At 64.0% G+C, this 21,892-nt stretch carries 28 protein-coding genes, 1 tRNA gene and 1 pseudogene; 16 read left to right on the forward strand and 14 right to left on the reverse strand.

The annotated features are described in order from the left end of the window. Window positions 1-62: 62 nt before the first annotated feature. From DXY33_RS03385 to DXY33_RS03395, 3 genes are all read right to left on the reverse strand, one after another. On the reverse strand, window positions 63-656 hold the full coding sequence (locus tag DXY33_RS03385; protein ID WP_115131760.1) for a phycobiliprotein lyase: 594 nt from the start codon (window positions 654-656) through the stop codon (window positions 63-65). An 80-nt stretch (window positions 657-736) separates the two neighbouring features. Continuing rightward, window positions 737-1,075 (reverse strand): hypothetical protein, encoded by a 339-nt coding sequence (locus DXY33_RS03390; RefSeq protein WP_115131761.1) that lies wholly within the window; start codon window positions 1,073-1,075, stop codon window positions 737-739. After that, window positions 1,075-1,719: a metalloregulator ArsR/SmtB family transcription factor gene (locus DXY33_RS03395; protein WP_115131762.1), complete on the reverse strand. Its 645-nt coding sequence runs from the start codon at window positions 1,717-1,719 to the stop codon at window positions 1,075-1,077. Before DXY33_RS03395 ends, DXY33_RS03390 begins: the two co-directional genes overlap by 1 nt. Before the next feature lie 158 nt (window positions 1,720-1,877). On the opposite strand from DXY33_RS03395, the gene DXY33_RS03400 reads away from it, so the two are divergent. Genes DXY33_RS03400 through DXY33_RS03420 form a run of 5 tightly spaced genes read left to right on the forward strand, consistent with a single transcriptional unit; the run spans window position 1,878 to window position 6,965 of the window. Next, window positions 1,878-2,234: a ferredoxin-thioredoxin reductase catalytic domain-containing protein gene (locus DXY33_RS03400; RefSeq protein WP_038553034.1), complete on the forward strand. Its 357-nt coding sequence runs from the start codon at window positions 1,878-1,880 to the stop codon at window positions 2,232-2,234. A 5-nt stretch (window positions 2,235-2,239) separates the two neighbouring features. Next, window positions 2,240-3,679 carry a Fe-S cluster assembly protein SufB gene (gene sufB, locus DXY33_RS03405; RefSeq protein WP_115131763.1) on the forward strand — a complete coding sequence of 480 codons (1,440 nt, stop codon included), beginning with the start codon at window positions 2,240-2,242 and terminating at the stop codon, window positions 3,677-3,679. Between the two features lie 42 nt (window positions 3,680-3,721). Beyond that, window positions 3,722-4,510 carry a Fe-S cluster assembly ATPase SufC gene (sufC, locus tag DXY33_RS03410; protein WP_115131764.1) on the forward strand — a complete coding sequence of 263 codons (789 nt, stop codon included), beginning with the start codon at window positions 3,722-3,724 and terminating at the stop codon, window positions 4,508-4,510. Between the two features lie 2 nt (window positions 4,511-4,512). After that, window positions 4,513-5,691 carry a Fe-S cluster assembly protein SufD gene (gene sufD / locus DXY33_RS03415; protein WP_115131765.1) on the forward strand — a complete coding sequence of 393 codons (1,179 nt, stop codon included), beginning with the start codon at window positions 4,513-4,515 and terminating at the stop codon, window positions 5,689-5,691. Continuing rightward, on the forward strand, window positions 5,688-6,965 hold the full coding sequence (locus DXY33_RS03420; protein ID WP_115131766.1) for a SufS family cysteine desulfurase: 1,278 nt from the start codon (window positions 5,688-5,690) through the stop codon (window positions 6,963-6,965). The genes sufD and DXY33_RS03420 overlap by 4 nt, the downstream gene beginning before the upstream one ends. Window positions 6,966-6,971: 6 nt before the next feature. Here the strand turns inward: DXY33_RS03420 and DXY33_RS12185 are convergent, their stop codons facing one another. Together DXY33_RS12185 and DXY33_RS03425 are read right to left on the reverse strand one after the other, a co-directional pair. Beyond that, window positions 6,972-7,169, reverse strand: coding sequence for a hypothetical protein (locus DXY33_RS12185; RefSeq protein ID WP_170950924.1), 198 nt, complete (start codon window positions 7,167-7,169; stop codon window positions 6,972-6,974). 77 nt (window positions 7,170-7,246) lie between these two features. Next, window positions 7,247-9,184, reverse strand: coding sequence for a prolyl oligopeptidase family serine peptidase (locus tag DXY33_RS03425; RefSeq protein WP_115131767.1), 1,938 nt, complete (start codon window positions 9,182-9,184; stop codon window positions 7,247-7,249). 49 nt (window positions 9,185-9,233) lie between these two features. Between DXY33_RS03425 and def the strand changes: the two genes are divergently transcribed. The 4 genes from def to DXY33_RS12190 all read left to right on the forward strand — a co-directional run bounded on the left by def (window position 9,234) and on the right by DXY33_RS12190 (window position 10,950). Continuing rightward, entirely contained in the window at window positions 9,234-9,839 is a 606-nt protein-coding gene (gene def, locus DXY33_RS03430) for a peptide deformylase (RefSeq protein ID WP_115131768.1), read from the forward strand. Window positions 9,840-9,842: 3 nt separating this feature from the next. Next, window positions 9,843-10,040 (forward strand): hypothetical protein, encoded by a 198-nt coding sequence (locus DXY33_RS03435; RefSeq protein ID WP_006850702.1) that lies wholly within the window; start codon window positions 9,843-9,845, stop codon window positions 10,038-10,040. Between the two features lie 50 nt (window positions 10,041-10,090). Continuing rightward, window positions 10,091-10,720, forward strand: a complete 630-nt coding sequence (locus DXY33_RS03440; protein WP_115131769.1) for a DUF3747 domain-containing protein — start codon at window positions 10,091-10,093, stop codon at window positions 10,718-10,720. 80 nt (window positions 10,721-10,800) lie between these two features. Further along, window positions 10,801-10,950, forward strand: a complete 150-nt coding sequence (locus DXY33_RS12190) for a hypothetical protein (protein WP_006851286.1) — start codon at window positions 10,801-10,803, stop codon at window positions 10,948-10,950. On the opposite strand, the gene DXY33_RS12920 is transcribed toward DXY33_RS12190, so the two are convergent. The 3 genes and pseudogenes from DXY33_RS12920 to DXY33_RS12930 form a co-directional block, all read right to left on the reverse strand. After that, window positions 10,944-11,213: a hypothetical protein gene (locus DXY33_RS12920; RefSeq protein ID WP_371634565.1), complete on the reverse strand. Its 270-nt coding sequence runs from the start codon at window positions 11,211-11,213 to the stop codon at window positions 10,944-10,946. The two genes, DXY33_RS12190 and DXY33_RS12920, sit on opposite strands and share 7 nt — an antisense overlap. A gap of 147 nt (window positions 11,214-11,360) precedes the next feature. Continuing rightward, window positions 11,361-11,651 (reverse strand): annotated as a pseudogene (locus tag DXY33_RS12925) (ATP-binding protein); the annotation flags it as partial. Then, the gene (locus tag DXY33_RS12930) at window positions 11,581-12,309 is read right to left on the reverse strand and encodes a magnesium chelatase domain-containing protein (protein ID WP_371634547.1); all 729 of its coding nucleotides are present in this window, start codon (window positions 12,307-12,309) and stop codon (window positions 11,581-11,583) included. The gene DXY33_RS12930 and the pseudogene DXY33_RS12925, both read right to left, overlap by 71 nt. Before the next feature lie 74 nt (window positions 12,310-12,383). On the opposite strand from DXY33_RS12930, the gene DXY33_RS03450 reads away from it, so the two are divergent. The 3 genes from DXY33_RS03450 to DXY33_RS03460 are packed head-to-tail and all read left to right on the forward strand — an operon-like array spanning window position 12,384 to window position 14,967. Next, the gene (locus DXY33_RS03450; protein WP_115131770.1) at window positions 12,384-12,725 is read left to right on the forward strand and encodes a histidine triad nucleotide-binding protein; all 342 of its coding nucleotides are present in this window, start codon (window positions 12,384-12,386) and stop codon (window positions 12,723-12,725) included. 55 nt (window positions 12,726-12,780) lie between these two features. Then, on the forward strand, window positions 12,781-14,757 hold the full coding sequence (locus DXY33_RS03455) for an ABC transporter ATP-binding protein/permease (RefSeq protein WP_115131771.1): 1,977 nt from the start codon (window positions 12,781-12,783) through the stop codon (window positions 14,755-14,757). Between the two features lie 9 nt (window positions 14,758-14,766). Beyond that, window positions 14,767-14,967: a chlorophyll a/b-binding protein gene (locus tag DXY33_RS03460; protein ID WP_115131772.1), complete on the forward strand. Its 201-nt coding sequence runs from the start codon at window positions 14,767-14,769 to the stop codon at window positions 14,965-14,967. On the opposite strand, the gene DXY33_RS03465 is transcribed toward DXY33_RS03460, so the two are convergent. The 4 genes from DXY33_RS03465 to psbX are packed head-to-tail and all read right to left on the reverse strand — an operon-like array spanning window position 14,968 to window position 17,081. After that, complete coding sequence (locus tag DXY33_RS03465) at window positions 14,968-15,444, reverse strand: hypothetical protein (RefSeq protein WP_115131773.1); 477 nt, start codon at window positions 15,442-15,444, stop codon at window positions 14,968-14,970. After that, a complete protein-coding gene (locus DXY33_RS03470; RefSeq protein WP_115131774.1) occupies window positions 15,441-15,971 on the reverse strand; it encodes a hypothetical protein in 531 nt (176 codons plus the stop codon). The genes DXY33_RS03465 and DXY33_RS03470 overlap by 4 nt, the downstream gene beginning before the upstream one ends. Before the next feature lie 5 nt (window positions 15,972-15,976). After that, window positions 15,977-16,909, reverse strand: coding sequence for a Ycf66 family protein (locus tag DXY33_RS03475; RefSeq protein WP_115131775.1), 933 nt, complete (start codon window positions 16,907-16,909; stop codon window positions 15,977-15,979). A 49-nt stretch (window positions 16,910-16,958) separates the two neighbouring features. Further along, complete coding sequence (gene psbX, locus DXY33_RS03480; RefSeq protein WP_006851281.1) at window positions 16,959-17,081, reverse strand: photosystem II reaction center X protein; 123 nt, start codon at window positions 17,079-17,081, stop codon at window positions 16,959-16,961. Between the two features lie 89 nt (window positions 17,082-17,170). Here psbX and DXY33_RS03485 point away from each other — a divergent pair, with 89 nt between their 5' ends. Further along, on the forward strand, window positions 17,171-17,491 hold the full coding sequence (locus tag DXY33_RS03485) for a YggT family protein (RefSeq protein WP_244275843.1): 321 nt from the start codon (window positions 17,171-17,173) through the stop codon (window positions 17,489-17,491). 2 nt (window positions 17,492-17,493) lie between these two features. Here DXY33_RS03485 and accC read toward each other — a convergent pair whose 3' ends face one another. After that, window positions 17,494-18,840 (reverse strand): acetyl-CoA carboxylase biotin carboxylase subunit, encoded by a 1,347-nt coding sequence (gene accC / locus DXY33_RS03490; protein ID WP_115131776.1) that lies wholly within the window; start codon window positions 18,838-18,840, stop codon window positions 17,494-17,496. 120 nt (window positions 18,841-18,960) lie between these two features. Here accC and DXY33_RS03495 point away from each other — a divergent pair. The 3 genes from DXY33_RS03495 (at window position 18,961) to msrB (ending at window position 20,765) form a co-directional block, all read left to right on the forward strand. Then, window positions 18,961-19,042, forward strand: a tRNA-Leu gene (locus tag DXY33_RS03495). Window positions 19,043-19,051: 9 nt separating this feature from the next. Further along, window positions 19,052-20,335: a glycosyl transferase gene (locus DXY33_RS03500; RefSeq protein WP_115131777.1), complete on the forward strand. Its 1,284-nt coding sequence runs from the start codon at window positions 19,052-19,054 to the stop codon at window positions 20,333-20,335. Window positions 20,336-20,363: 28 nt separating this feature from the next. Further along, the gene (msrB, locus tag DXY33_RS03505) at window positions 20,364-20,765 is read left to right on the forward strand and encodes a peptide-methionine (R)-S-oxide reductase MsrB (RefSeq protein ID WP_115131778.1); all 402 of its coding nucleotides are present in this window, start codon (window positions 20,364-20,366) and stop codon (window positions 20,763-20,765) included. 25 nt (window positions 20,766-20,790) lie between these two features. Here the strand turns inward: msrB and DXY33_RS03510 are convergent, their stop codons facing one another. Continuing rightward, window positions 20,791-21,858, reverse strand: a complete 1,068-nt coding sequence (locus DXY33_RS03510) for a PRC-barrel domain-containing protein (protein WP_371634548.1) — start codon at window positions 21,856-21,858, stop codon at window positions 20,791-20,793. Between the last annotated feature and the right edge of the window lie 34 nt (window positions 21,859-21,892).

Raw genomic sequence — 21,892 nt, forward strand, 5'->3', positions numbered from 1 at the left:
TGCCCCCTTCAGCTGCTGTTGCAGCGATTACATGCCGTAATACTTTCTCTAAGTACTTCTGCTTACCAGCCGAAGGGGGCGAGGGCGGCCCCACTTGTAGCTATGGCTGGGCTGGGCTGATCAACATCGTCCAGCTGCCGGGTCTCGATGCAGAAGGAGGCGTTGTTGGAGAGCCCCTGCACTGTGCTGGTGCGCAGCCGCACGTTCTCGCTGGCGAACCAGAAGCGCTCCAGGGAGCTCATCATTTCGTAGTCGGTCGTGAGGATCAGGCCGTTTTCGTCATCCATGCGGAACTGACCCGCCACCGGCGCTTTCTCGGCGTAACCACGATCCCGCAGCAGCAGTCCCCGTCGCCCCGTTTCGTCTTCGGGGATCAGTCCGAACATGGTCTGGTCTTCATGGGATTCACCGGCCCGATCCCAGGCCATCGATCCGCTCCAGCGCACCCAGCAGCCCCCCACGATCTGCTCAACACTGGCGTTGTTGCATTCGGCGATCTCCGCAAGGCGTTCGTCGCCCTTCAGCAGTTCCTCCACAACGATGAAGGAGGCGCCGGCTTCGGCGCGGCGATGCAGCAGGTGGTGCTGGCTGCGCTGTGAGGTCCAGCGGCCACAGCTCAGACGAAAGAAGCTGAGGGCGTCCGAGATCTCAAGCATCGCCGGCGTTGAGGAAGTGAGTCGATGATGGCAGCCCGACCAGGTCAGTCACGGCAGCCAGGCCACCCCCGACGGCCATTTCAGCAACGGCAGCGGGCTTCGGCGGCGCTGATCAGATCGTCGAGGGTCAGCGCCAGTGGAGGCTTGCCCAGTTCAAGCGCCAGTTGATCCAGTTGATCGGCGGCAGCATTGAGCTGCAGCAGCAAGGTGTCGAGGAATGCTGGATCGTCAGCGACCACGGGTTGCTGCTGGCACCAGCGGCGCCGTTGGTTTTCGTCGGGGATTGCACCAGTGCTCCCTGGAGCGGCCATGGATTGAAAACTATCCAGGCAGTGGCTCAGCAGCCGCAGGTGATGGCGATCGAGCTGGGGCAGCAGGGTGGAGTCGATGCGTTCAATCGCGGCTCGGTCGATGGCCATCAGCCCTGCGCCAACGGAGTGATGCGGAAGCCGCAGGCGTGGCCGCCCTCGAGCCGCCAATGCACCCGTTCCACCCGGCAGTCCGGCACGGTGCGCCGAATCAGCAGCAATTCCTGGTCGCAGACCGCGGGAAATTCCTCAGCAATGAGCTGCACCGAACAGTGGGCCTCCTCGAGCCGCCAACTCACGCCGTCGTCGTCCCGGCTGCAGACGGTCACATAGCCCTCGTCGCGTCGCAGCCGTGCCAGGTGTTCGAGGCGAGCTTCCAAGGAGGCTTCGCCAAGGCTTTGCCGGTACTGGCTGGCCTTCGACTCCGCCTGCTGATTGAGCAGCTGGCGCACCGTCGCTTCGGGGAGATGGCTGCGCATCGAATCCAGCAGGCCAAGGGCGAAGCGGCCGCTGCCATCGGGGAACTGGGCCCGTCCTTCGTCGGTGAGGCACCAGCGGTTGCTTGGTCGACCTGGGCCGCTGGCATTGCTGCTGGCGCAGACCAAGCCGCTGTCGGCGAGGGAGCGCAGGTGTCGCCGCATGGCCTGAACCGAAATGCCCACGGCATCGGCAAGGGCGCCAGCGTCTTCCTCCCCGCGCTCCAGCAGCAGGGAGAGCACGGCGTCGCGGGTGCTGGCGGGGGCCGAGGCGCTCATGAGGAGGGGAAACCTCCCCACACGATGCCATCGAATTGCCACGTCATGTCGGCCGTGTTGAGGGTCACAATGGGGAGCCCGCTGACCGGAGGCCTGTTGGCCTAGGCTTCCAGTAAGGAAACCGCGGGGTTTCGTAATTCGCCGCTCCCTCCACCTCCATGTCCGACGCCCCTCAAGAGCCGACAGCAGAAAGCCTGGAGGTCATCCGCAAGTTCGCTGAAACCTACGCCCAGCGCACCGGCACGTATTTCTGTGCTGACCCCAGCGTCACCGCCGTTGTTCTGAAGGGTCTGGCGCGTCACAAGGACGACCTTGGGGGAGCGCTGTGCCCTTGCCGCCATTACGAAGACAAAGAGGCCGAGGTCTCCCAGGCCTTCTGGAACTGCCCCTGCGTTCCGATGCGCGAGCGCAAGGAATGCCACTGCATGCTCTTCCTCACCGAGGACAACCCCTTCGCTTGCCCTGAGAAGACGCAGACCATCACCACCGAAACGATCAACGCCACCGCCGGCTGAGCTGAATGACCAGTACCTCCACACGGGATCTCGTCAGCCAGCCGTACAAGTACGGCTTCGTCACCGAGATCGAGACCGACAAGATCGCCAAGGGTCTCAGTGAAGAGGTCGTTCGCCTGATCTCGGCCAAGAAGGAAGAGCCGGATTTCCTGCTGCAGTTCCGGCTCAAGGCGTTTCGCCACTGGCTCACCCTCGAAGAGCCCGATTGGGCTGCCTTGGGTTATCCCGAGATCGATTACCAAGACATTGTTTATTACGCGGCTCCCAAGCAGCAGGAGAAGAAGGCCAGCCTCGATGAGGTGGATCCGAAGCTGCTGGAAACCTTCGACAAGCTCGGTATCCCGCTGAGCGAGCAGAAGCGCCTCAGCAACGTGGCGGTGGACGCTGTTTTCGACAGCGTTTCGATTGCCACCACCTATAAGGAGAAGCTGGCCGAACACGGGGTGGTGTTCTGCTCCTTCAGTGAGGCGGTCAAGGAGCATCCCGAGCTGATCGAGCGCTACCTCGGCACGGTTGTCTCCAGCAACGACAACTATTTCGCCGCCCTGAACTCAGCCGTATTCAGCGACGGATCCTTCGTCTTCATCCCGAAGGGCGTTGAGTGCCCGATGGAGCTCTCCACCTATTTCCGGATCAATTCCGGCGACACCGGACAGTTCGAGCGCACCTTGATCGTGGCCGAAGAGGGTGCCTCGGTGAGTTATCTCGAAGGCTGCACGGCACCGATGTTCGACACCAACCAGCTGCATGCGGCTGTGGTGGAACTGGTGGCTCTCGACGACGCCTCAATCAAATATTCCACGGTTCAGAACTGGTATGCCGGTGATGAAAATGGCGTCGGCGGGATCTACAACTTCGTGACCAAACGAGGCCAGTGCCGTGGTGATCGCAGCCGCATCAGCTGGACCCAGGTGGAGACCGGTTCTGCCATCACCTGGAAGTACCCCAGTTGCGTGCTCCAGGGTGCTGATTCGGTGGGTGAGTTCTATTCCGTTGCCCTCACCAACAACTGCCAGCAGGCCGACACCGGGACCAAGATGGTCCATGTCGGACCGCGCACCCGCTCCACGATTGTGAGCAAGGGCATCAGTGCAGGCCGCTCCAGCAACAGCTACCGCGGTCTTGTGCAGATGGGGCCCAATGCCAAGGCCGCCCGCAACTACAGCCAGTGCGATTCGATGCTGATCGGCGATCAAGCCGCCGCGAACACCTATCCCTACATCCGTTCTCAGCAGCCGCAGGCGGCCATCGAGCACGAGGCCAGCACCTGTCGCATCTCCGAAGATCAGCTCTTCTACCTGCAGAGCCGTGGCATCGGGTTTGAAGAGGCCGTCTCGATGATGGTCAGCGGCTTCTGCCGCGACGTCTTCAATCAGCTGCCGATGGAGTTTGCCGCTGAGGCCGACAAATTGCTGGCCCTCAAACTTGAGGGGTCCGTGGGCTGATCCCCTCCCCCACCTTGTCTTTGTTTTTTAACGACGCCTTCCGTGATTCGCCCTGACGCTGAGCTGCTGCTCGACATTCAAGACCTGCATGCCTCCGTAGAGGACAAGCCCATCCTCAAGGGCGTCAATCTGCAGGTGAAGGCTGGTGAAGTCCATGCCGTGATGGGTCGCAACGGCAGTGGCAAGAGCACGCTCTCCAAGGTGTTGGCCGGGCATCCGGCCTACCGGGTCACGGGCGGCAGCGTTCGTTATCGCGGCCAGGATCTGTTTGAGCTGGAGCCTGAAGAGCGTGCCCGTCTGGGGGTGTTCCTCGGATTTCAGTACCCCGTAGAAATCCCTGGTGTCAGCAACCTGGAATTCCTGCGGGTATCCACCAATGCCCGGCGGGAAAAACAGGGGGAAGAGGAGCTCGACACCTTTGCCTTCGAGGATCACGTGCACGACAAGCTCAAGGTGGTGCAGATGGACCCTGCCTTCCTTGAGCGCAGCGTGAATGAAGGCTTCTCCGGGGGCGAGAAAAAGCGCAACGAGATTCTCCAGATGGCGCTGCTGGAGCCCGTGGTGGCGATCCTGGACGAAACCGATTCCGGCCTTGATATCGATGCCCTGCGCATCGTGGCCGGTGGTGTGAACCAGCTGGCGACGGAAGACAACGCCACGCTGCTGATCACCCACTACCAACGTCTTCTCGACGAGATCACCCCGGACTATGTGCATGTGATGGCGGCAGGCCGGATCCTGCGCACCGGTGGACGGGAGCTGGCCCTTGAGCTGGAGCAGACGGGATACGACTGGGTGGATCAGGAGCTGGCCGCTCAAGGAGCCGCTTGACCATGGCGAGCAGTGTGCTGGCGCCAGTGCAGGAGCGCGGTCGAGCCGCGCTTGAACAGCTTGGTCTGCCCAATCGCCGCCAGGAGCCCTGGCGCCTCACCGACCTCAAACGGCTTGCGGCGGTCTCGGAATTGCCGGCCAGTGCCTCGCCACTGTCCACATCTTTGCCGGCCAGCCTGGACGGGGTGACCCGTCTGGTGCTCAATGGTTTTGATGATCCCCTGGCCGGCCAGGTGCTTCCGGAAGGAATCACGGCGCTGAATGCCGAAGAGCTGGAGCAAGCCCTTGGCCACACCCTGGATCGCTGCGGTTGTGCCCAGGTCTGGCCCGTGGAGTTCAACCATGCCAAAGCCCAACAGATCCTGGCCCTCAGGGTGCGGGGACGGATTGGCCCGTTGGAGCTGGTGCTGGCGGCGGGTGCGGGGTTGAACGCCACGCGGGTGCTGCTGCTGTTGGAGGAAAGAGCTGAGCTTGAGTTGATGCAGGTGCTGCTGGCTGAGGGGGCGTCGGCCCACAGCCATGTGCTGGAAGTGCATCTGGGGCAGGAGGCCCAACTGCGCCATGGCGTGCTGGCGACGGCGGATGGCGCGTCATCGCTGATGGCCCATTTGGCTGTGGAGCAGGAGCCCCGCAGCTCCTATGCCCTCACTTCGGTGGTTCAGGGCTGGAATCTGGGACGGGTGGAGCCCCGGGTGGTGCAGGTAGATGGCCAGGCAGAGACCGTGCTTAAAGGTCTGGCCGTCACCGGCGCCGAGCAGCAGCTGGCCACCCACACCGCGGTGCGCTTCGACGGGCCGGAGGGGGAGCTGGATCAGTTGCAGAAATGCCTGGCCGGCGGCCAGTCCCATGCAATTTTTAACGGCGCCATCAGTGTTCCCCGCGATGCTCAGCGCACCAACGCCGCCCAATTGAGCCGCAACCTGCTGCTGTCTGATCGGGCCCGGGTGGACACTAAGCCTGAGCTGGAGATCGTGGCGGACGATGTGCGCTGCGCCCACGGCGCCACCGTGTCGCAGCTTCAGGACGATGAGCTGTTCTATCTCCAGAGCCGGGGCATCGCTGCGGCGGATGCAACGGCGCTGCTGCTGCGCGGGGCCTGCCAGGAGGTGATCGCCCAGCTGCCTGCTGCCGCGCAGGCGTGGCGCCCCCTGGAGCGCGTGATGGAGAGCCTCGCCCCATGACGATCGCCGAAGCACGATCTAGTGCTGGTTTCGTGGATTTATCGTCTCGATATCGTGCTGATTTCCCGATTCTTGAGCAGCTGGCTCCGGATGGCCGCCCGCTGATCTATCTCGATCACGCTGCCACCAGCCAGAAGCCCCGTCAGGTGCTCGAAGCGCTACAGCAGTACTACAGCTGCGACAACGCCAACGTGCATCGCGGTGCGCACCAGCTCAGTGCCCGTGCCACCGATGCCTTTGAGGCGGCCCGCAGCACGACGGCGGCCTTCGTGGGTGCGGCCAGTTCCCGCGAGATTGTCTTCACCCGCAATGCCAGCGAAGCCATCAATGTGGTGGCGCGCACCTGGGGGGACGCCAGCCTCAAGGAGGGGGACGAAATTCTCCTCACGGTGATGGAGCACCACAGCAACCTGGTGCCCTGGCAGCTGTTGGCGCAGCGCACCGGCTGCGTGCTGCGCCATGTGGGCATCACCGAATCCGGTGAGCTGGATCTGGAGGATTTCCGGGCCCAGCTCAACGAGCGCACCCGACTGGTGAGCCTGGTGCACATCAGCAATTCCCTCGGTTGCTGCAATCCCCTGGATCAGGTGATCCCCGCAGCCCATGCCGTTGGCGCCTGCGTGCTCGTGGATGCCTGCCAGAGCCTGGCCCACAAGCCGATTGACGTGGCGGCTCTGGATGCCGACTTCCTCGTCGGCTCCTCCCACAAGCTCTGTGGCCCTACTGGCATGGGTTTCCTCTGGGCGCGGGAATCGCTGCTGGAGGCGATGCCTCCCTTTTTGGGCGGCGGAGAGATGATTCAGGACGTTTTCCTGGACCACAGCACCTGGGCGGTGTTGCCCCATAAGTTCGAAGCGGGCACCCCTGCCATTGGCGAGGCGGTGGGCATGGGAGCCGCGATTCGCTACCTGCAGGCGGTGGGTCTGGAGGCGATTCAGGCGTGGGAGGCTCAGCTCACCCGGCATCTGTTCACCCGGTTGCAGGCCATTGATGGTGTGAGGGTCCTGGGGCCGACGCCTGATCAGCAGCCCGAGCGAGGTGCTCTCGCCACATTCCTTGTGGATGGCGTGCATGCCAACGACATTGCCGCTCTGATCGATGCGTCCGGGATCTGCATCCGCAGTGGTCACCACTGCTGTCAGCCCCTGCACCGCATGTATGACGTGACGGCTTCAGCGCGGGCCAGCCTGAGCTTCACCAGCACCTTTGAAGAGATCGACCGCTTCAGCGAAGAGCTTGCTTCCACGGTCGCCTTTCTGCGCGAGCACAGCTGACCTGGCTCAGGCCGCCAGCTGATCGTTGCTTGCTGCGGCCTCGCGTTGACGCAGGGGAGCAACCTTGTTGGTGTCGATGGCGTACTTCACCCAGCGGTAGGAGCGTGCGCCGGGACGGGGAGCCGCGTTGATCGGTTCAGGGCTGGCATAGCTGTTGCCGCGATAACGCAGGATCCGCATCGGTGCTGTCGAAACAGCAACCACCTTTTCAGGCTTACCGCTTTTTCATGGGTTCCGTGGAGCACAGGTTGATGGTTCCTGCTGGTTGCTCGCTCAACCGATCACATCTGCTGAACGGGGTTGTGTGCTTTGTAACCGTCTGTTAGCCCCAATTCCCGCCTGAAAAAGGCCTCGGTTTGCTCGAGCACCTCGATCTGGGTGGCTTGGTTGCGGAAGCCGTGGCCTTCCTCCTCGAACAGCCGCACCTCCACCGGGATGCCGTTGCTGCGCAGGGCCTCGGCCATGCGTTCGGTCTGTTCCGGCGGCACCACTTTGTCTTGTAAACCCTGGAAGAACAGCACCGGACAGCGGATTTGATCGGCATGCAGCAGTGGCGACCGCTGCTCGTACAACGCACGCGCTGCGGGCCATTCCCCCACCAGGCCATCCACGTAGCGCGCCTCAAAACGGTGCGTGTCCTCAGCCATGGCTGTGAGATCACACACCGCATAGCGGCAGGCGCCGGCCCTGAACACTTCGGTGAAGCACAGCGCCGCCAGGGTGGTGAAGCCGCCGGCACTGCCACCTTCGATGGCGATCTGGCCGGGATCGGCGCGACCGGTCTCGATCAGGGCCTGTGCGGCGGCGGCGCAGTCGGCCACATCCACCAGGCCCCAGCCCCCGTTGAGGCGCTCCCGGTAGTCCCGGCCAAACCCCGTTGAGCCGCCGTAATTCACATCCACCACGCCCCAACCCCGGGAGGTCCAGTACTGAATCGCCAGGCTGAGGCCGCGGCGAGCCATGGCCGTTGGTCCGCTGTGGCTTTTCACCAGCAGCGGCGCAGGCCCTGGTGGTTTGCCGCTCGGGGGGTAGTACCAGGCATGGGTGCGTTCACCCTGATGACCGTTGAACCACAGCGGTTCGGCCACGCTGATCGCCTCAACCGACAAAGGTGACGTGATGGCGGGGCTGTGGCTCCAGATCGGGGTGGCCGGTCGCAAATCGATTTCCAGCAGCCCGGCCACGCTGGTGCTGTTGCTGGCCACGGCCACGGCGCGGCCGTTGCAGGCGCTTAATCCCGCAAGGTCGTCAAACGGTTGCGGCAACGGCTGCACCGCTCCATCCAGGCTGAGCCGTTGCAACGACCAGGCCCCGCGGCTGCAGACGGCGGCGATCAGCTGCTCGCCATCCCAGGCCGTGGTGCTCATCCCATAGATCCACTGGGGCATGGCCGTTTCGGCAGCCATCGGCCAGGGCTTCTCCCAGGCGGCATCGGCACTGGGCTGGAGCATCAGGTTCCACCAACCGGAGCTGTCCTCCGCCACAAGCAACTGCCCGTCGGGCAGCCATTGGGGTTGAAACACTGAGATGCCATCGCCTCCGGCCAGCTGACGGGTCTCGACCAGTTCCCCGGTGTCGCTGAACTCCGCGCACCAGAGACGGCTGCTGTCCCAGGGCATGGCAGGTTGCTGCCACTCCACCCAAGCGAAGCTCTGGCCATCGGGGCTCAAGCAGCCATAGCCGGCAAAGTCCGTCGGCTGGTGCAGCAGCAGCGGCGTCTGATCCGTTGCGTTCAGCGCCAGGCTCACCAGCTCGTCACGACCTTCGATTTCACGGATGCCGATCCAGCGCTGCCTGGGCAGATCGAGCACGCCATCCGCCAGCTCCCAGTCCCCTTCCCGGCTGAGCCGTTGGGGTGCAGCCAGGGGGGTGGGTTGCTGGGGGCCGGTTTGCGGCAGGCGCCAGTCCTGACGCCAGAGGCAGCCGCGCTCGATCCAGGCCAGGATCAGCCTGTCCTGCTCCACCGCGGTGGCGAGTACGCCGCCGCCGTAGTCATGCACGCGGCTGCGCAGATTGCTGGGGGCCGGCGTCAGCTCCTGTGGTTCTGCTTCGGAATCACCGAAACGCCTGATCAAGGCAGTGGTGCGGCCGCGCTCCTGGGGACGCTGTTCCAGCCAGATCAGCCACAGCGTTGCATCGGGGCCACTGACCAGGGCCGGTTCCTTGAGACCCGGCAAACGGCCGACGGCATGTTGCGCGGATAACGGAGCGGCTCCCATAACGGCTGATTCAGGCCGCTTACCATGCTGAATCAACGCGGCGTTGGTCTTGGCAGGAAGCTTTGCAGAGTTGGCCCGTCAGGCCGATAAGTCGCGGGACACGATGCTGGTGCCCAAGACGGCCCTGGAAACCCCGCCACTGGAGATTCACACCCTGGGCGATGAGGTGTTGCGGCAGCCTGCGCGCCGCATCGGCAAGGTGAATGAGCAGGTGCGGGAGCTGGCTCGCGACATGCTGCGTAGCATGTACACCGCCAAGGGCATTGGCCTGGCGGCTCCTCAGGTAGGGATTCACCAGCAGCTCCTGGTGATTGATCTCGACCTTGAAAATGCCGCCACGCCGCCCCTGGTGTTGATCAATCCGGAGATCACGGCGGCCAGCGCCGGGCTCGACACCTACGAGGAGGGCTGTCTCAGCATCCCCGGGGTGTATCTCGATGTGGTGCGCCCCACCGCGATTGAACTGAGCTTCCGCGATGAGATGGGTCGGCCCAGGAAGATGAAGGCCGATGGCCTGATGGCCCGTTGCATTCAGCACGAGATGGATCATCTCAATGGCGTGTTGTTTGTCGATCGCGTCACTGATGAAGACGGTCTGCAGAAGGAGCTCCAGGAGAAGGGCTTCGAGCGCCAAGATGTGCGGAGCGTCGCCTGAGTTATGCCGATGAAACCACTGGCCGGCGTTTTTCTGGCTCTCGCCTGTGTTCTAGGTATCGCCAGCACCGGATGTGTGTTTGAACTGGCCTACGGCGATCCCGACCTCGGGGTCAAAACCACAAGCTGGATCCTGGCCCTGGCGGCCCCTGGAACCGTGGGGACCCTTCTGTTCGCCATTCGCCTGAACAAACCGGCCTGATTGGGGGCGACCGATCCAGGCATCACTTTTACGATCCGCTCAGTTCCTCCATGGACGTGATGGCACGCTTTCGAACCGTGTCCGCTGCCGGCCTCGCTCTCGCAGCGACCTCTGCACCGGTGGCCCTGGCCCAGGGGTCGCTGTTCACGGCGGTGCCCGTGGAGTTGAGCAAGTTCGTCTTGGTGTCGGCCCCGATTGGGCAGGGCGAGCGTTCTCAGTTGAACATCTACGAGCAGCGCACCACAAAACGCCCCTGTTTCGCTGTGGCTGCGGGATCACCGGCCATGGTCGATCCCTTGTTGTCCACATTTGATTTCAGCGGGGTCTGCAACCGCTACATCGATGGCAATGGCTACTCCCTGCGGATCGGTGGTGACGACCTCGGCACCCGCTACCGGCTCAGCGTGGTGAACACCGGTCGGGATATTGAATTGCTGGCCACGCCCACCAAGAATCCCTCCCAACCGCCCATGCTCGTGGCTCGGGCCGGTGGTGCCGCCAGCGGATTCGTTCAGCTCAAGCTTGAGCCGGGCTGGACCTTGAAGCGACGGGCCTACGGCAAGAAGAGCCTCGGCCATCTCTATGTGTATCGGGACAGTGCGCCAGTGGCCGGATCCAGCCCAGACAGCGAGCCGGTTGAGACTGAACAGAGTGAGAGTTCCGTAGCTCCGTCCTACTGAGCTGGCCCAGAACCGGTGAAAACACCTGTTGTCGTCCTCTGTCAGTGATTTCACACTGAAGACAGACCCCGGAGGACGTGATGAAAACAACGGTTGTTCAGTGGTTCCAGTGGTTCGGTGAAGCGATGACCCATGCCCTGGGTTCGTTCAACGACCGCCATCTCCAGCCCCCGCCGATCGGCACCCAGCCCTACCGGGACACGCCCGACAAGCGAGCCCGCGACTACTGAGCACCAGGCTGCTTGAGCAGATCAGTGCAGCGGAAGCAACTCGCTTCCGCCACGGCGTTTCGATCGACGCTGGCCCGGTCGTTGAGATCGGCAATGGTGCGCGCCACGCGCAACAGTTGAAGGCCGCTGCGCGTGCTCAGCCCACGCTGGTTGATCAGCTGTTCCCAGAGCTTGAGTGCCGCCGCCTCGATGGCTCCGGTCCGCTGCAGCGCTGCTGCCGACAGCCGCCCGTTGCTGTCTCCACCCGGATTGCGCCTCTGCATCCGCTGCCGGGCTCGTTCAATTTGTGCGGGGGTGCACCAAGACGCTGCAGCTTGCGTTGGGCTGGGCTGCTTCAGCACCGCTGCCACCTCCTTGGCGGAGCGCCGTTCTAGCCGCAGTTGCAGATCGAGCCGATCCAAGAGCGGGCCGGAGAGCCGCTGCCAGTAGCGCTGGCGCTGGCTGATGCTGCAGCGACAGCCATGGTCGCGGTCGCCATGCCAGCCGCAGGGGCAGGGATTGGTGGTGGCCACCAGGGTGACCAGGGCCGGGAACACCGTGCTCTGCTGGGAGCGGCTGATCTGCACGGCGCCGTCCTCCAGGGGCTACCGCAATTGATCCAGGACCGCCCGCGGAAATTCCGCCAGCTCATCAAGGAAGAGCACGCCACCGTGGGCCAGGCTCACCTCCCCAGGACGGGGTGAGCGTCCGCCGCCGAGCAAGGCGGCTGCTGAGCAGTAGATGGTGGCCGCCGGCTGCCGAGAGGGCCAGGGCGCGGGAGGCGAGGCTGCTGTCCAGGCAGGGCCAAGACGCCAGCTTGGTTGGCTGGGTTGAGGATCGGGTGCTGCTGCCGGTCGCCGGCCAGGGGCGCTCGCCTTTCAGCTGCTCCACCAGCGTGCGCAGGTTGGCTGCGGTGCGGATGGTGAGCCCCTCAATCAGGCTGGCCTCCTGGGCGTTCTCAGGAGGAACCACCAGGGCTTGGGCCTTGTGCTGCTGGGCCTTTGCAGCAAGGGCAATCACCCCGCGACAGGGCCTGAGGCTGCCGTCGAGCCCCAATTCGCCCGCACACCAGAGGCCCTCCAGCTGAGGGCGGGCGAGTTGCCCGCTAGCCACCAACAGGGCCAGGGCGATGGGGAGGTCAAAGGAAGGACAATCCTTGCGCAGATCGGCCGGAGCCAGGTTGATTACCACGCGCACCAGGGGGCCGCGGAAGCCGCTGTTGCGCAGGGCGGATCGGACCCGCTCCCGTGATTCCTGAATGGCCTTGTCCGGCAGACCCACCAGCTGAACGCCCGGTAGGCCCGGGGCAAGATCCACTTCCACCACCACTGGTCTGGCCTCCAGACCTTGCAGGGATGCACTGAGACAACGTGCCAGCATTCTGTGGAGGGTGACGCAGGAGATTCATGCCCCTGCTGTCACACCGGTCCGGCTGTTCCCTCTTTTCAAGGCCCATGGCAGACGACACGATCTTCGGGAAGATCCTTCGTGGCGAGATCCCGTGCGATGAGGTCTACAGCGATGAGCAGTGTCTGGCCTTTCGCGATGTCGCGCCCCAGGCACCCGTTCATGTGCTGGTGATTCCGCGCAAGCCGATCGAGAGCTTGCGCTCCGGTGCTGCTGAGGATGCGGCCCTGCTGGGCCACCTCTTGCTGGTGGCTGCCCGCGTGGCCAAACAGGAGGGTCTGGACGATTTCCGCACGGTGATCAACAGTGGCGCCGGTGCTGGCCAGACGGTGTTTCACCTCCATGTGCATGTGATCGGTGGACGTCCTCTGGCGTGGCCTCCCGGTTGAGGTCAGCGACGAAGCGGCGCGGCGACAGCCAGACTGAGCACAGTTCAGCAGTGGCATGACCCACCAGCTTCAGAACCTGCGCAATCAGGCCGCCAAGCTGCGTCGGCTTTCGCAGCCCTACTTTTTCCCCTACACCGAAGACAACGGCTGGCAGTTCCTTGGACTGCTGGTGAGCCTGCTCTTCTGTGTGGCCGGGATCGTGCTGTTCCTGGTCACCGGCTTGATGAACGGCCTGTCGTGGCTGTTTCCGGAGTTGTCCGGCCAGTACCTCGGTGGCGTCCAGTCGTCCCTGGCCATGCTCTGGTCCCGTGGATGGGGGGCGGGCATCAGTGCCCTGTTCGTGCTGGGGGCTGTGGTGTTTGCCTCTGTGCGGGGCCAACTCAGGCATCGCCGCTGGTTGCCTTGGCTGTTTCTCGGCCTGATCATCCTGATGCTGTTGAGCGTGAACGGCATCAACGCCGGCATCACATTCCTCGCCAGGGATCTGACCAATGCGTTGATCGCCAGGGATGGCGATGCGTCGTATCGCAACCTCTGGATCTACGGCGCCTGTTTTGCTGTGGCACTGCCAATTCGCAGCCTGCAGTTTTATTTCACCCAGAAACTTGGGCTGTTCTGGCGCGAATGGTTGTCGCTGAGCCTAGTGGACGATTACCTGCGGGATCGGGCTTATTATGTGCTCAATCCCAATGATGAAGCGGCCACCAATGTTGATAACCCCGATCAACGTATTTCCGAGGATGTGCGTGATTTCACGGCACAGGCCCTTGGTTTTGCGCTGAATATTTTTGATTCGATCCTCACCTTTTCCCTCAACATCCTCATCCTTTATTCGGTGAGTGAGGGGCTCACCTTTGCCCTTCTGGCCTATGCATCCGGGGTGTCTGTCCTGATGATTGTGGCTGGCCGCAAGTTGGTGCGGTTGAACAATTTCCAACTGCGTTTTGAAGCGGATTACCGCTATGGCCTCGTACGGGTGCGTGACAACGCTGAGTCGATTGCCTTCTATGCCGGTGAGCAGCAAGAAGCCAAGGAGGTGACGCGTCGCCTGGCCACCGTCGTTGAAAACTTCAATCTGCTGATTGTCTGGGAAGTGCTGCTGCGGGTGCTGCAGCGCTCCAGCATTTACGCCAGCAATTTCATCCCCTATCTGATCCTTGCGGCACCGATTCTCGCCGGTGAGATGGATTACGGCGGCTTCGCCCAGGCGAACGTCGCCTACAACCTGGTTGAGGGATCGTTGTTTTTCATCATTTACAACATCGAAGCCCTGGCCCGGTTCTCGGCATCGATCAACCGGCTGGAAGGCTTTCAATCCAACATCTCCAACCTCGATCCAGAGGAGTGGAGTGATTACGTGCCGCGGATCGTGCCCTCTGAGCGCCTGGCGCTGCAGGGGGTGACGGTCAAAACACCGCGTACCGACAACGTGCTGGTGCGCGACCTCAGTTTTTCCCTGGGCAATGCTGAGGGGCTGTTGGTGGTGGGACCCTCCGGCTGTGGCAAGACGTCTCTGCTGCGGGTGGTGAGTGGCCTGTGGGGCTCGCCGACGGGCACCGTTTATTCCCCGGGGCAGGGCGATCTTCTTTTCATCCCCCAGAAGCCCTACATGGCACTGGGATCTCTGCGCGAACAGCTTTGTTATCCCCTTGATCAGGCCCGTTTCAGCGATGAACAGCTACGGGCTGTTTTGGATCAGGTGATGTTGGGCAAACTCCTGCAGCGCTATCCCGACCTCGACATCAAGCAGGACTGGCCGCGGTTGCTCTCTCTGGGTGAACAGCAGCGACTGGCCTTTGCGCGGCTGCTGCTCAATTCGCCCAAGGTCGTGGTGCTGGATGAAGCCACCAGTGCCCTGGATGTCGAGACCGAATCCCGCCTTTATTCCCTGTTGCGGGATCGTGAGGTGGCGTTCATCAGCGTGGGCCACCGGCCAACCCTGAAGGACTTCCATGACACCGTTCTGGAGCTCAGCGGTGATCACGACTGGCGGCTGATCCCGGCGACCAGCTATGACTTCGGGCGTTCTTGAACCGGCCGGATGACCTCCACCAGCGAGACCCTTGACACCACGTCCGTTCCGGAGACGTCCGCCACCACCAACGATGTGCCTGCTTTCGGCTGGAGTGGCTATGCCGAGCGGGTGAATGGACGCTTCGCCATGGTGGGCTTTGTGGCGGTGCTGCTGATCGAGGTGCTCAGCGGTGACACCTTTCTGCACTGGGCAGGGCTGCTGCCCTAATCAGGGCAGGCGGATCAGATCCACATCCCAGCGTCCGTTGCGGCTCACCTGCACCGCCAGCCGCCGGCCCGAGCCATCCAGGCTGACGCTGCGGGGTACACCCGGTGGGTCCAGGGGCAGCCGTTGCGTCGCCCCGACGTTGCGCCGGTAGAGCACCAGTTCCGTGCGGTCCTCCCGTTGCTGGACCACGGCCAGGCGTTGTCCATCAGCACTGACGCTGACGCTGATCGGTTGGGCATCAGCACGGTTGAGGCCCGGCAACGGGACGGGGCTGCGGCTGCGCAGGTCGATCAGTTCGACCCGCTCCCGCCCATTGCGTTGGCCCAGGCTGGCCAGCCAGCGTCCCCCCAGGGAGGGACCCCGCCGGCTGTTCACGGATTGACGCAGCAGGCCGTTGAGGTCGGGCCGGGGAGTGGGCCTGGGGCTGCTGCACCCGCTCACCAACACCAGGCTGAAAAGCAGAGCGACGCGGATCATGGCTCTGACGACAGCGCCGGTGTGGAGAGGCTCTGTCCCGGAGGACGGTCCGGCTCGAGCAGATCACTCAGATCCAGCAGTTCCACGCGCCACCTCCCCTGATCCGTCACCTGCAGGGCGATCTGCTGGGCATCCGGCGCCAGACTGAGCTGCACCGGGTCTCTCCCCCCCGGCAGCGGCAGGGGATGCATGCGTCCGTTCAGGCGGTCGGTCACCACCGCGAGTCGGCGGCGCCCCCGCTGGGTGATCGCTGCCAGGTAACGGCCGTTCCAGCTCAGGGAGGGCGAGCTGTGGGGCTGATGTCGGCTCAGCTGGGGAACGGAGACAACCGATCCGTCGCTCAGGCGGCGCAGCTGCACCGTGGGTCGGCCGCCGCGATCGCTGACGACCGCCAGCCACTCACCACTGCCACTCAGGGCTGGGGCCTCCTGACTGGTGGCGAGCAAGCCACCACCGGCCCGTTCACTACGACCGTTGCAGCCAATCAGCGCCAGGCTGGCGAGCAGGATCAGCAGCGGACGAGGCAACTCGCTCAGTCGTCGAAGCGGGAGCTGTTGTCCCGTGGTCTGCCGGACGAAGGCCGTGAGCTGCGGGGGGGTTGGCGGTTGCTGCTGGGCCGGTTCGACGCCAGGGGCGGCTCAGGGGATCGCCTGGAGTCGCTCGCGGCGTTCGGGTTGGCGCTGGGGCGTCCCCGGTTCGGGGCCGAACTGCTCGGCGCTGAACTGCGGCTGGGGGCAAAAGCGGCATCCTCGGCTCCTGAAGGAGCGCGTTCGCCGGAAGGACGCTCAGGCCGCCCCATGGGACGGCTGCCACGGCGTTGTTCCTCTCGATCCGTCCGTCTGGAGCCAAAGTCGGGACGTCGCTCATCCCGGGCTTCGCCGGCACGGAAGCGAGCCATGCGGCGGGAGCGCTCGTCGTTTTGGTCCCAGCCGGAATCGCCTTGATCACGGTCTGCGGAGCGACGGCTGGCGGCTTCCTCAGGAATGGCGGCACGGCTGGCGCGGCGAGGCCTGTAGAACTCCTCTTCAGGCCGTTCTTCGGCGTCATCTTCACGGCCTGAGAAGCGCCGCCGCACCGGCTGGGGCTCATCAAAACGGTCGTAACCGCCGTCATCCCAGCCGCCCCGTAGGCCCCCCGGGCTTCCGCCCCGGGCCGGTGTTGGTTCGTCATCGAAATAGGCGGAACGCCGGGCCTGCTCCGTGGCCACGCCGCGCAGCCGCACGCTTTCGTAGGCGAAGAAAACGGTGGTTCCCGCCAGCAGGAACTGGCCGAACTGAAGAATCGGGTCGAGGCGCCATCCCTGGAAGAACAGGATGCCGCCGCATAGCAGCCCGATGGCTGCAAAGAACACGTCGTAGTCCCGCGCCAGGGCGGGCTTGAACGACCGCATGAAATAGAGCAGAGCGCCGCCGACGGCCAAAACGATGCCGACGATGCTGGCCCAATTGAGACTGGCGTTAACCAAAGCTCTGCTCCCGCTTGGGAGTCAGTCTAAGAGGGGCGCCAGGGGCGGATCAGAGCTTGCGGTCGACCTGGTCGGTCTGGCTCAGCAGGAACAGGGCGATGGAGGCAGGAATCACGACGATCACACCTCCCCAAAGGAGGCTGCTCAGGAAGTTCGAGAGGGAGGGGGTCATGGGGTTGCTGCCGTCTGCTTCAAAGCCGCGCCGATCTTAAGAAGCGATGCCGTCTTTCTACGATGACGGGACGATTTGCTTTGAGCTTTGTGACGCCGCTGCTGCTGCAGGCCCTGCCAGTCCTCCATTTGCTTCTGGGCTTGCTGCTAGCGGCCTGGACCCTGGCGTTTCTGCTGCGCATCGTGCTCACCTGGTACCCCCAGGTCGATCTGAGCAAGGGCGCCTGGCCCCTGGTGGCATGGCCAACGGAACCTGTGCTCTCGGTGAGCCGTCGCGTGATCGCACCGATCGGTGGAGTCGACGTCACTCCAGTGATCTGGGTGGGCTTGATCAGCCTCGTGCGTGAGTTGCTGGTTGGCCAGCAGGGGCTGCTTTCTCAAATCCTGATGCACGCCCAGGCAGTGGCCTGAGCTCAGGGGAGCATCTCCTGCTCCACGAATTTGGTGTGCACGTCGCCGTTGATGAACTCCGGCCGATCCAGCATCTCCAGATGGAATTCCACCGTGGTTGGAATCCCGGTGACGGCACATTCATTCAGGGCCCGCTTCATCCGGGTCATGGCGTGGTCGCGGTCCTTGCCCCACACGATCAGCTTGCCGATCAGGGAGTCGTAGAAGGGCGGGATGTCGTAGCCCGTGTAGACGTGGCTGTCGACGCGCACACCCGGTCCGCCGGGGGGCAGCCATCCGGTGATGCGTCCGGGTGCGGGACGGAAGTTGTGCCGGGCATCCTCAGCGTTGATCCGGCATTCGATCGCATGGCCGGTGAGCTGGATGTCTTCCTGGCGCACGCTGATGGGTTCGCCACCGGCGATGCGCAACTGCTCAGCGATCAGATCCACACCCGTCACCATCTCAGTCACCGGATGCTCCACCTGGATCCGGGTGTTCATCTCCATGAAGTAGAAGCCGCCGCTGCGATCCAGAAGGAATTCCACCGTTCCGGCGCCCTCGTAATTGATGCTTCGGGCGGCAGCAACGGCGGCTTCGCCCATGCGGCGGCGCAGGTCGGGATCCAGGGCCGGGCTGGGGGCCTCCTCCAGCAGTTTCTGGTGACGGCGCTGAATCGAGCAGTCCCGTTCACCCAGGTGAACCACGTTGCCGTGGCGGTCGGCCAGCACCTGCACTTCCACGTGGCGGGGCCGATCGATGAATTTCTCCATGTAGAGGCCGGGGTTGCCGAAGGCGGCTTCCGCCTCCCCCTGGGCCGCTTTGTACAGGCTCTCCAGCTGGCTGGCGTCCGGTACGAGGCGCATTCCGCGACCACCACCGCCAGCGGTGGCTTTGATCATCACGGGATAGCCCATTTCCTCGGCCAGGGCGGCCGCCTGGCTGGTGCTGCTGAGCAGACCCTCGCTGCCGGGCACCGTGGGGACACCCACCGATTGCATGGTCGATTTGGCGGTCGACTTGTCCCCCATCGAGCGAATCGCGTGGGGGGACGGCCCAACGAAGGTGAGGCCGTGATCACGGCACATCTCGGCGAACTTGTCGTTCTCCGCCAGGAAGCCGTAGCCGGGGTGGATGGCGTCAGCACCGCGGGAGGTGGCGGCCGCCAGGATGTTGGGAATGTTGAGGTAGCTCTTGCTGCTCAGGGCTTCGCCCACGCAGACCGCTTCATCGGCGAGCTGCACGTGCAGAGCGTCCTTATCAACGGAGCTGTACACCGCCACGGTGGCGATGCCGAGCTCGCGGCAGCTGCGAATGATCCGGAGGGCAATCTCGCCGCGGTTGGCGATCAGCACTTTGCCGATGGGCATCCCTCAGCATGTTCAGGCCTGACGCCGGATCGTATCAGCGCCGACCGAAGTTGCCGAGGAGCGAAGCCCCCGCCCGGTATGATCTGATCTCGACAGCACCCGAGCGGTGAAGTCGACCACGCGGATGTGGTGGAATTGGTAGACACGCACGTTTGAGGGGCGTGTGGCTTCGGCCTTGCGAGTTCAAGTCTCGCCATCCGCATTTTTTTCTTTGGCCCGTCCCCGCGCAACAGAACCAGGACCGGCTGTTGTTCTCGTTTCGAACGGTCCCGGTGAACTGACCACCTGGGTTCGACCTCTGGCCGAACGGCTGCACGCCAGCCTTCGCCTGCGTCCCCGGTCTCAGAGCGCGCCAGCTTCGTTGCACTTGGTGTTGGTGCCCTGCCCCAATTCCACCGGCCAAGAGCGTGCGGCTGCGGAGCCCTGGGGTTTGTTCGAGCGCATCGTGCCGGCAGGCCGCTTCTGGTCGCTGCTGCTGCGTCCACAGCGCTACGGCCCATGGCCGCAGAAGGGTGTGGTGGTGTTCCTGGGCGGTGATCAGTTCTGGACCGTTCTGCTTTCGGCTCGTCTCGGCTACCGCCACATCACCTATGCCGAGTGGGTGGCGCGTTGGCCGGGCTGGAACGATCGGATTGCGGCGATGTCGGACGCGGTGCGGCGTCAGCTGCCGGTCCGTTACCAGCCCCGGTGCCGCGTGGTCGGTGATCTGATGGCGGATCTGTCATCCTTCGCTCGTCGCGAGGAGCCTCTCCCCCAGGGTCAGTGGGTGGCCCTGTTGCCGGGATCGAAGCCGGCCAAGTTGAGCGTCGGCATGCCGTTTCTGCTCGATACCGCAGATCGTTTGGCCCGATTGCAACCCGGATGCCGTTTTTTGCTGCCGCTGGCTCCCACCACCAGCGTTGATGAACTGCTGCGTTTCGCCGGCGCATCCAACCCGATTGCTGCCCGCTACATCGCCACCGTTGCTTCGGTGGAGCAGGGGGAGTCGGTGACGGAGTTGGTGACGGGTGCGGGCACACGGATTCGTCTGCTGGAGCAGCATCCGGCCCATGGCCCCCTGAGCCAGTGCGCCCTGGCCCTGACCACGGTCGGCGCCAACACGGCCGAACTCGGCGCCCTTGCGGTGCCGATGATCGTGATTGTTCCCACCCAGCACCTGGAGGTGATGCAGGCCTGGGACGGCGGGCTGGGGCTGCTGGCGCGTCTGCCGGGTCTGCGGCGTCTGATCGGGGTTCTGCTGACCCTCTGGCGTTTGCGCAACAACGGGTTGATGGCCTGGCCCAACATCAGTGCAGGCCGTGCTGTGGTGCCGGAGCGGGTGGGGGCGATCACCCCTGAGGAGATTGCGAAGGAGGCCTGCGATTGGCTGAACGCCCCCGAGCGGCTTGAGGGCCAGCGCCAGGACCTCCTGGCGTTGCGGGGAAAACCCGGGGCGGTGGCCGCACTGGCCGCCGAGGTGAGGGGTTTGCTTCCCCGAGAGCTCAACGCTTCCTAGGCTGCGCCCCACTCTGGTTCCGACGACCATGTCCCCGTCCAATCCGGTCGAACGCAGTGCCGAGGAGTGGAAGCAATCCCTGACGCCGGAGCAGTTCCAGGTGGCCCGCTGCGGCGGCACGGAGCGGGCGTTCACCGGGGCTTACTGGAACAACAAGGCCACGGGGATGTACCACTGCGTCTGCTGTGGTGCGCCGCTGTTCAGCTCTGAGACCAAGTTCGATTCGGGCACGGGTTGGCCCAGTTTCTGGGACGGTGTGAGTGCCGGGGCGATCACCACCAAAGAGGATCTGACCCACGGGATGGTGCGCACCGAAATCAACTGCGCTCAATGTGATGCCCACCTCGGGCACGTCTTCCCTGATGGTCCCGCCCCCACGGGCCAGCGTTACTGCGTCAACAGCGCATCGTTGAACTTCAAGGCGTCCTGAACACCGTTCAGCGCCTCAGGCCAGATCACCAGGGATCGTCGAGATCCTGGCTCCGGCGCTGGGGCGCTGCATCCTCCATCGGTTCCACATCCAGGGGTTCGCCCGACTGCTGAATCGCGCGGCGGGAGGCTGGCATCGCACGCCGCGGAGGCTGTTCCTCGTAGGCGGGCTGTTCCTCATAGGCAGGCTGCTGCTCGTAGGGTGCGGGCTCGTTGTAGGTCTGTGCTCGCTCAGCCGGCCGCTCGTCGTAGCGGGCAGGTTCGGCGTAGCGCTGCTCGTCGTACCTCTGGGGCTCATCGAGGTAGCGGCGCTGCTGCATGGAATCCTGCCGCCGGTCCTCCAGCTCCACATATTCCAGTTCTGCATCAGCCTCAAACCGCTCGGCTTCTGAAGCCTGGAGACGCCGTTGCTCCTGCTCCTGGGATTGTCCGGAGGTGAGCTGATTTTCCACGGGCACCAGGTTGACCCGGTAGCGCTCCCGCTCTTGCTCTTCCCAGCTGGGGCCACCGACGCCCAGTTTTTCCAGAACGCCGCTGTTCAGCTGTTTGAGCTTGTCTTCGGCTCCCTCGTAAACAATGATCCGGTCCGGCCCGCTGCTGACGATCTCCTCCACCGGCATTTCCCAGGTGCTCAGCACCCCTTCCCCCAGCAGGGGCACGCCAAGGGCGCCCATCACCAGGGTGGTGAGCTCGCCGGTCTCGATGTCGAAGGCAAAGCCGAGCACCCGCCCCAGCTGTTCACCGGACTCGGTGATCACCTGGCAGTTGATCACCCGGCTGTAGCGCTCAGGGTTGAAGTTTTCGCTGAGGGAGTCGGCCGAATCCACCAGGATCACGTCGCCCACCTGACGGATCCGGTCCAGCGGCATCCAGCGCGGCAGGCCGGGCAGGAAACGGGTCAGGGGGTTGTCCCGCAGCCCCACAGCCACCACTTCACGGCGGTCGATATCGACGATCACTTCACCCACCACCCCAAGACGGCGGCCGGTGTCACGGGTGATCACCTGGGTGCCCATCAGTTCGGAGCGCAACCAGAGGCGATCGCTGGGTACGCCAGTAGTGATGGCGTCGTTTGGGGTAGGGGTCGGGGTCAAGCGCGGGCCCTCGGCCATGGACATTCAGACCATT

Origin of the sequence: Synechococcus sp. N26 (genome assembly GCF_900473975.1) — a bacterium.
Taxonomy (GTDB): domain Bacteria; phylum Cyanobacteriota; class Cyanobacteriia; order PCC-6307; family Cyanobiaceae; genus Parasynechococcus.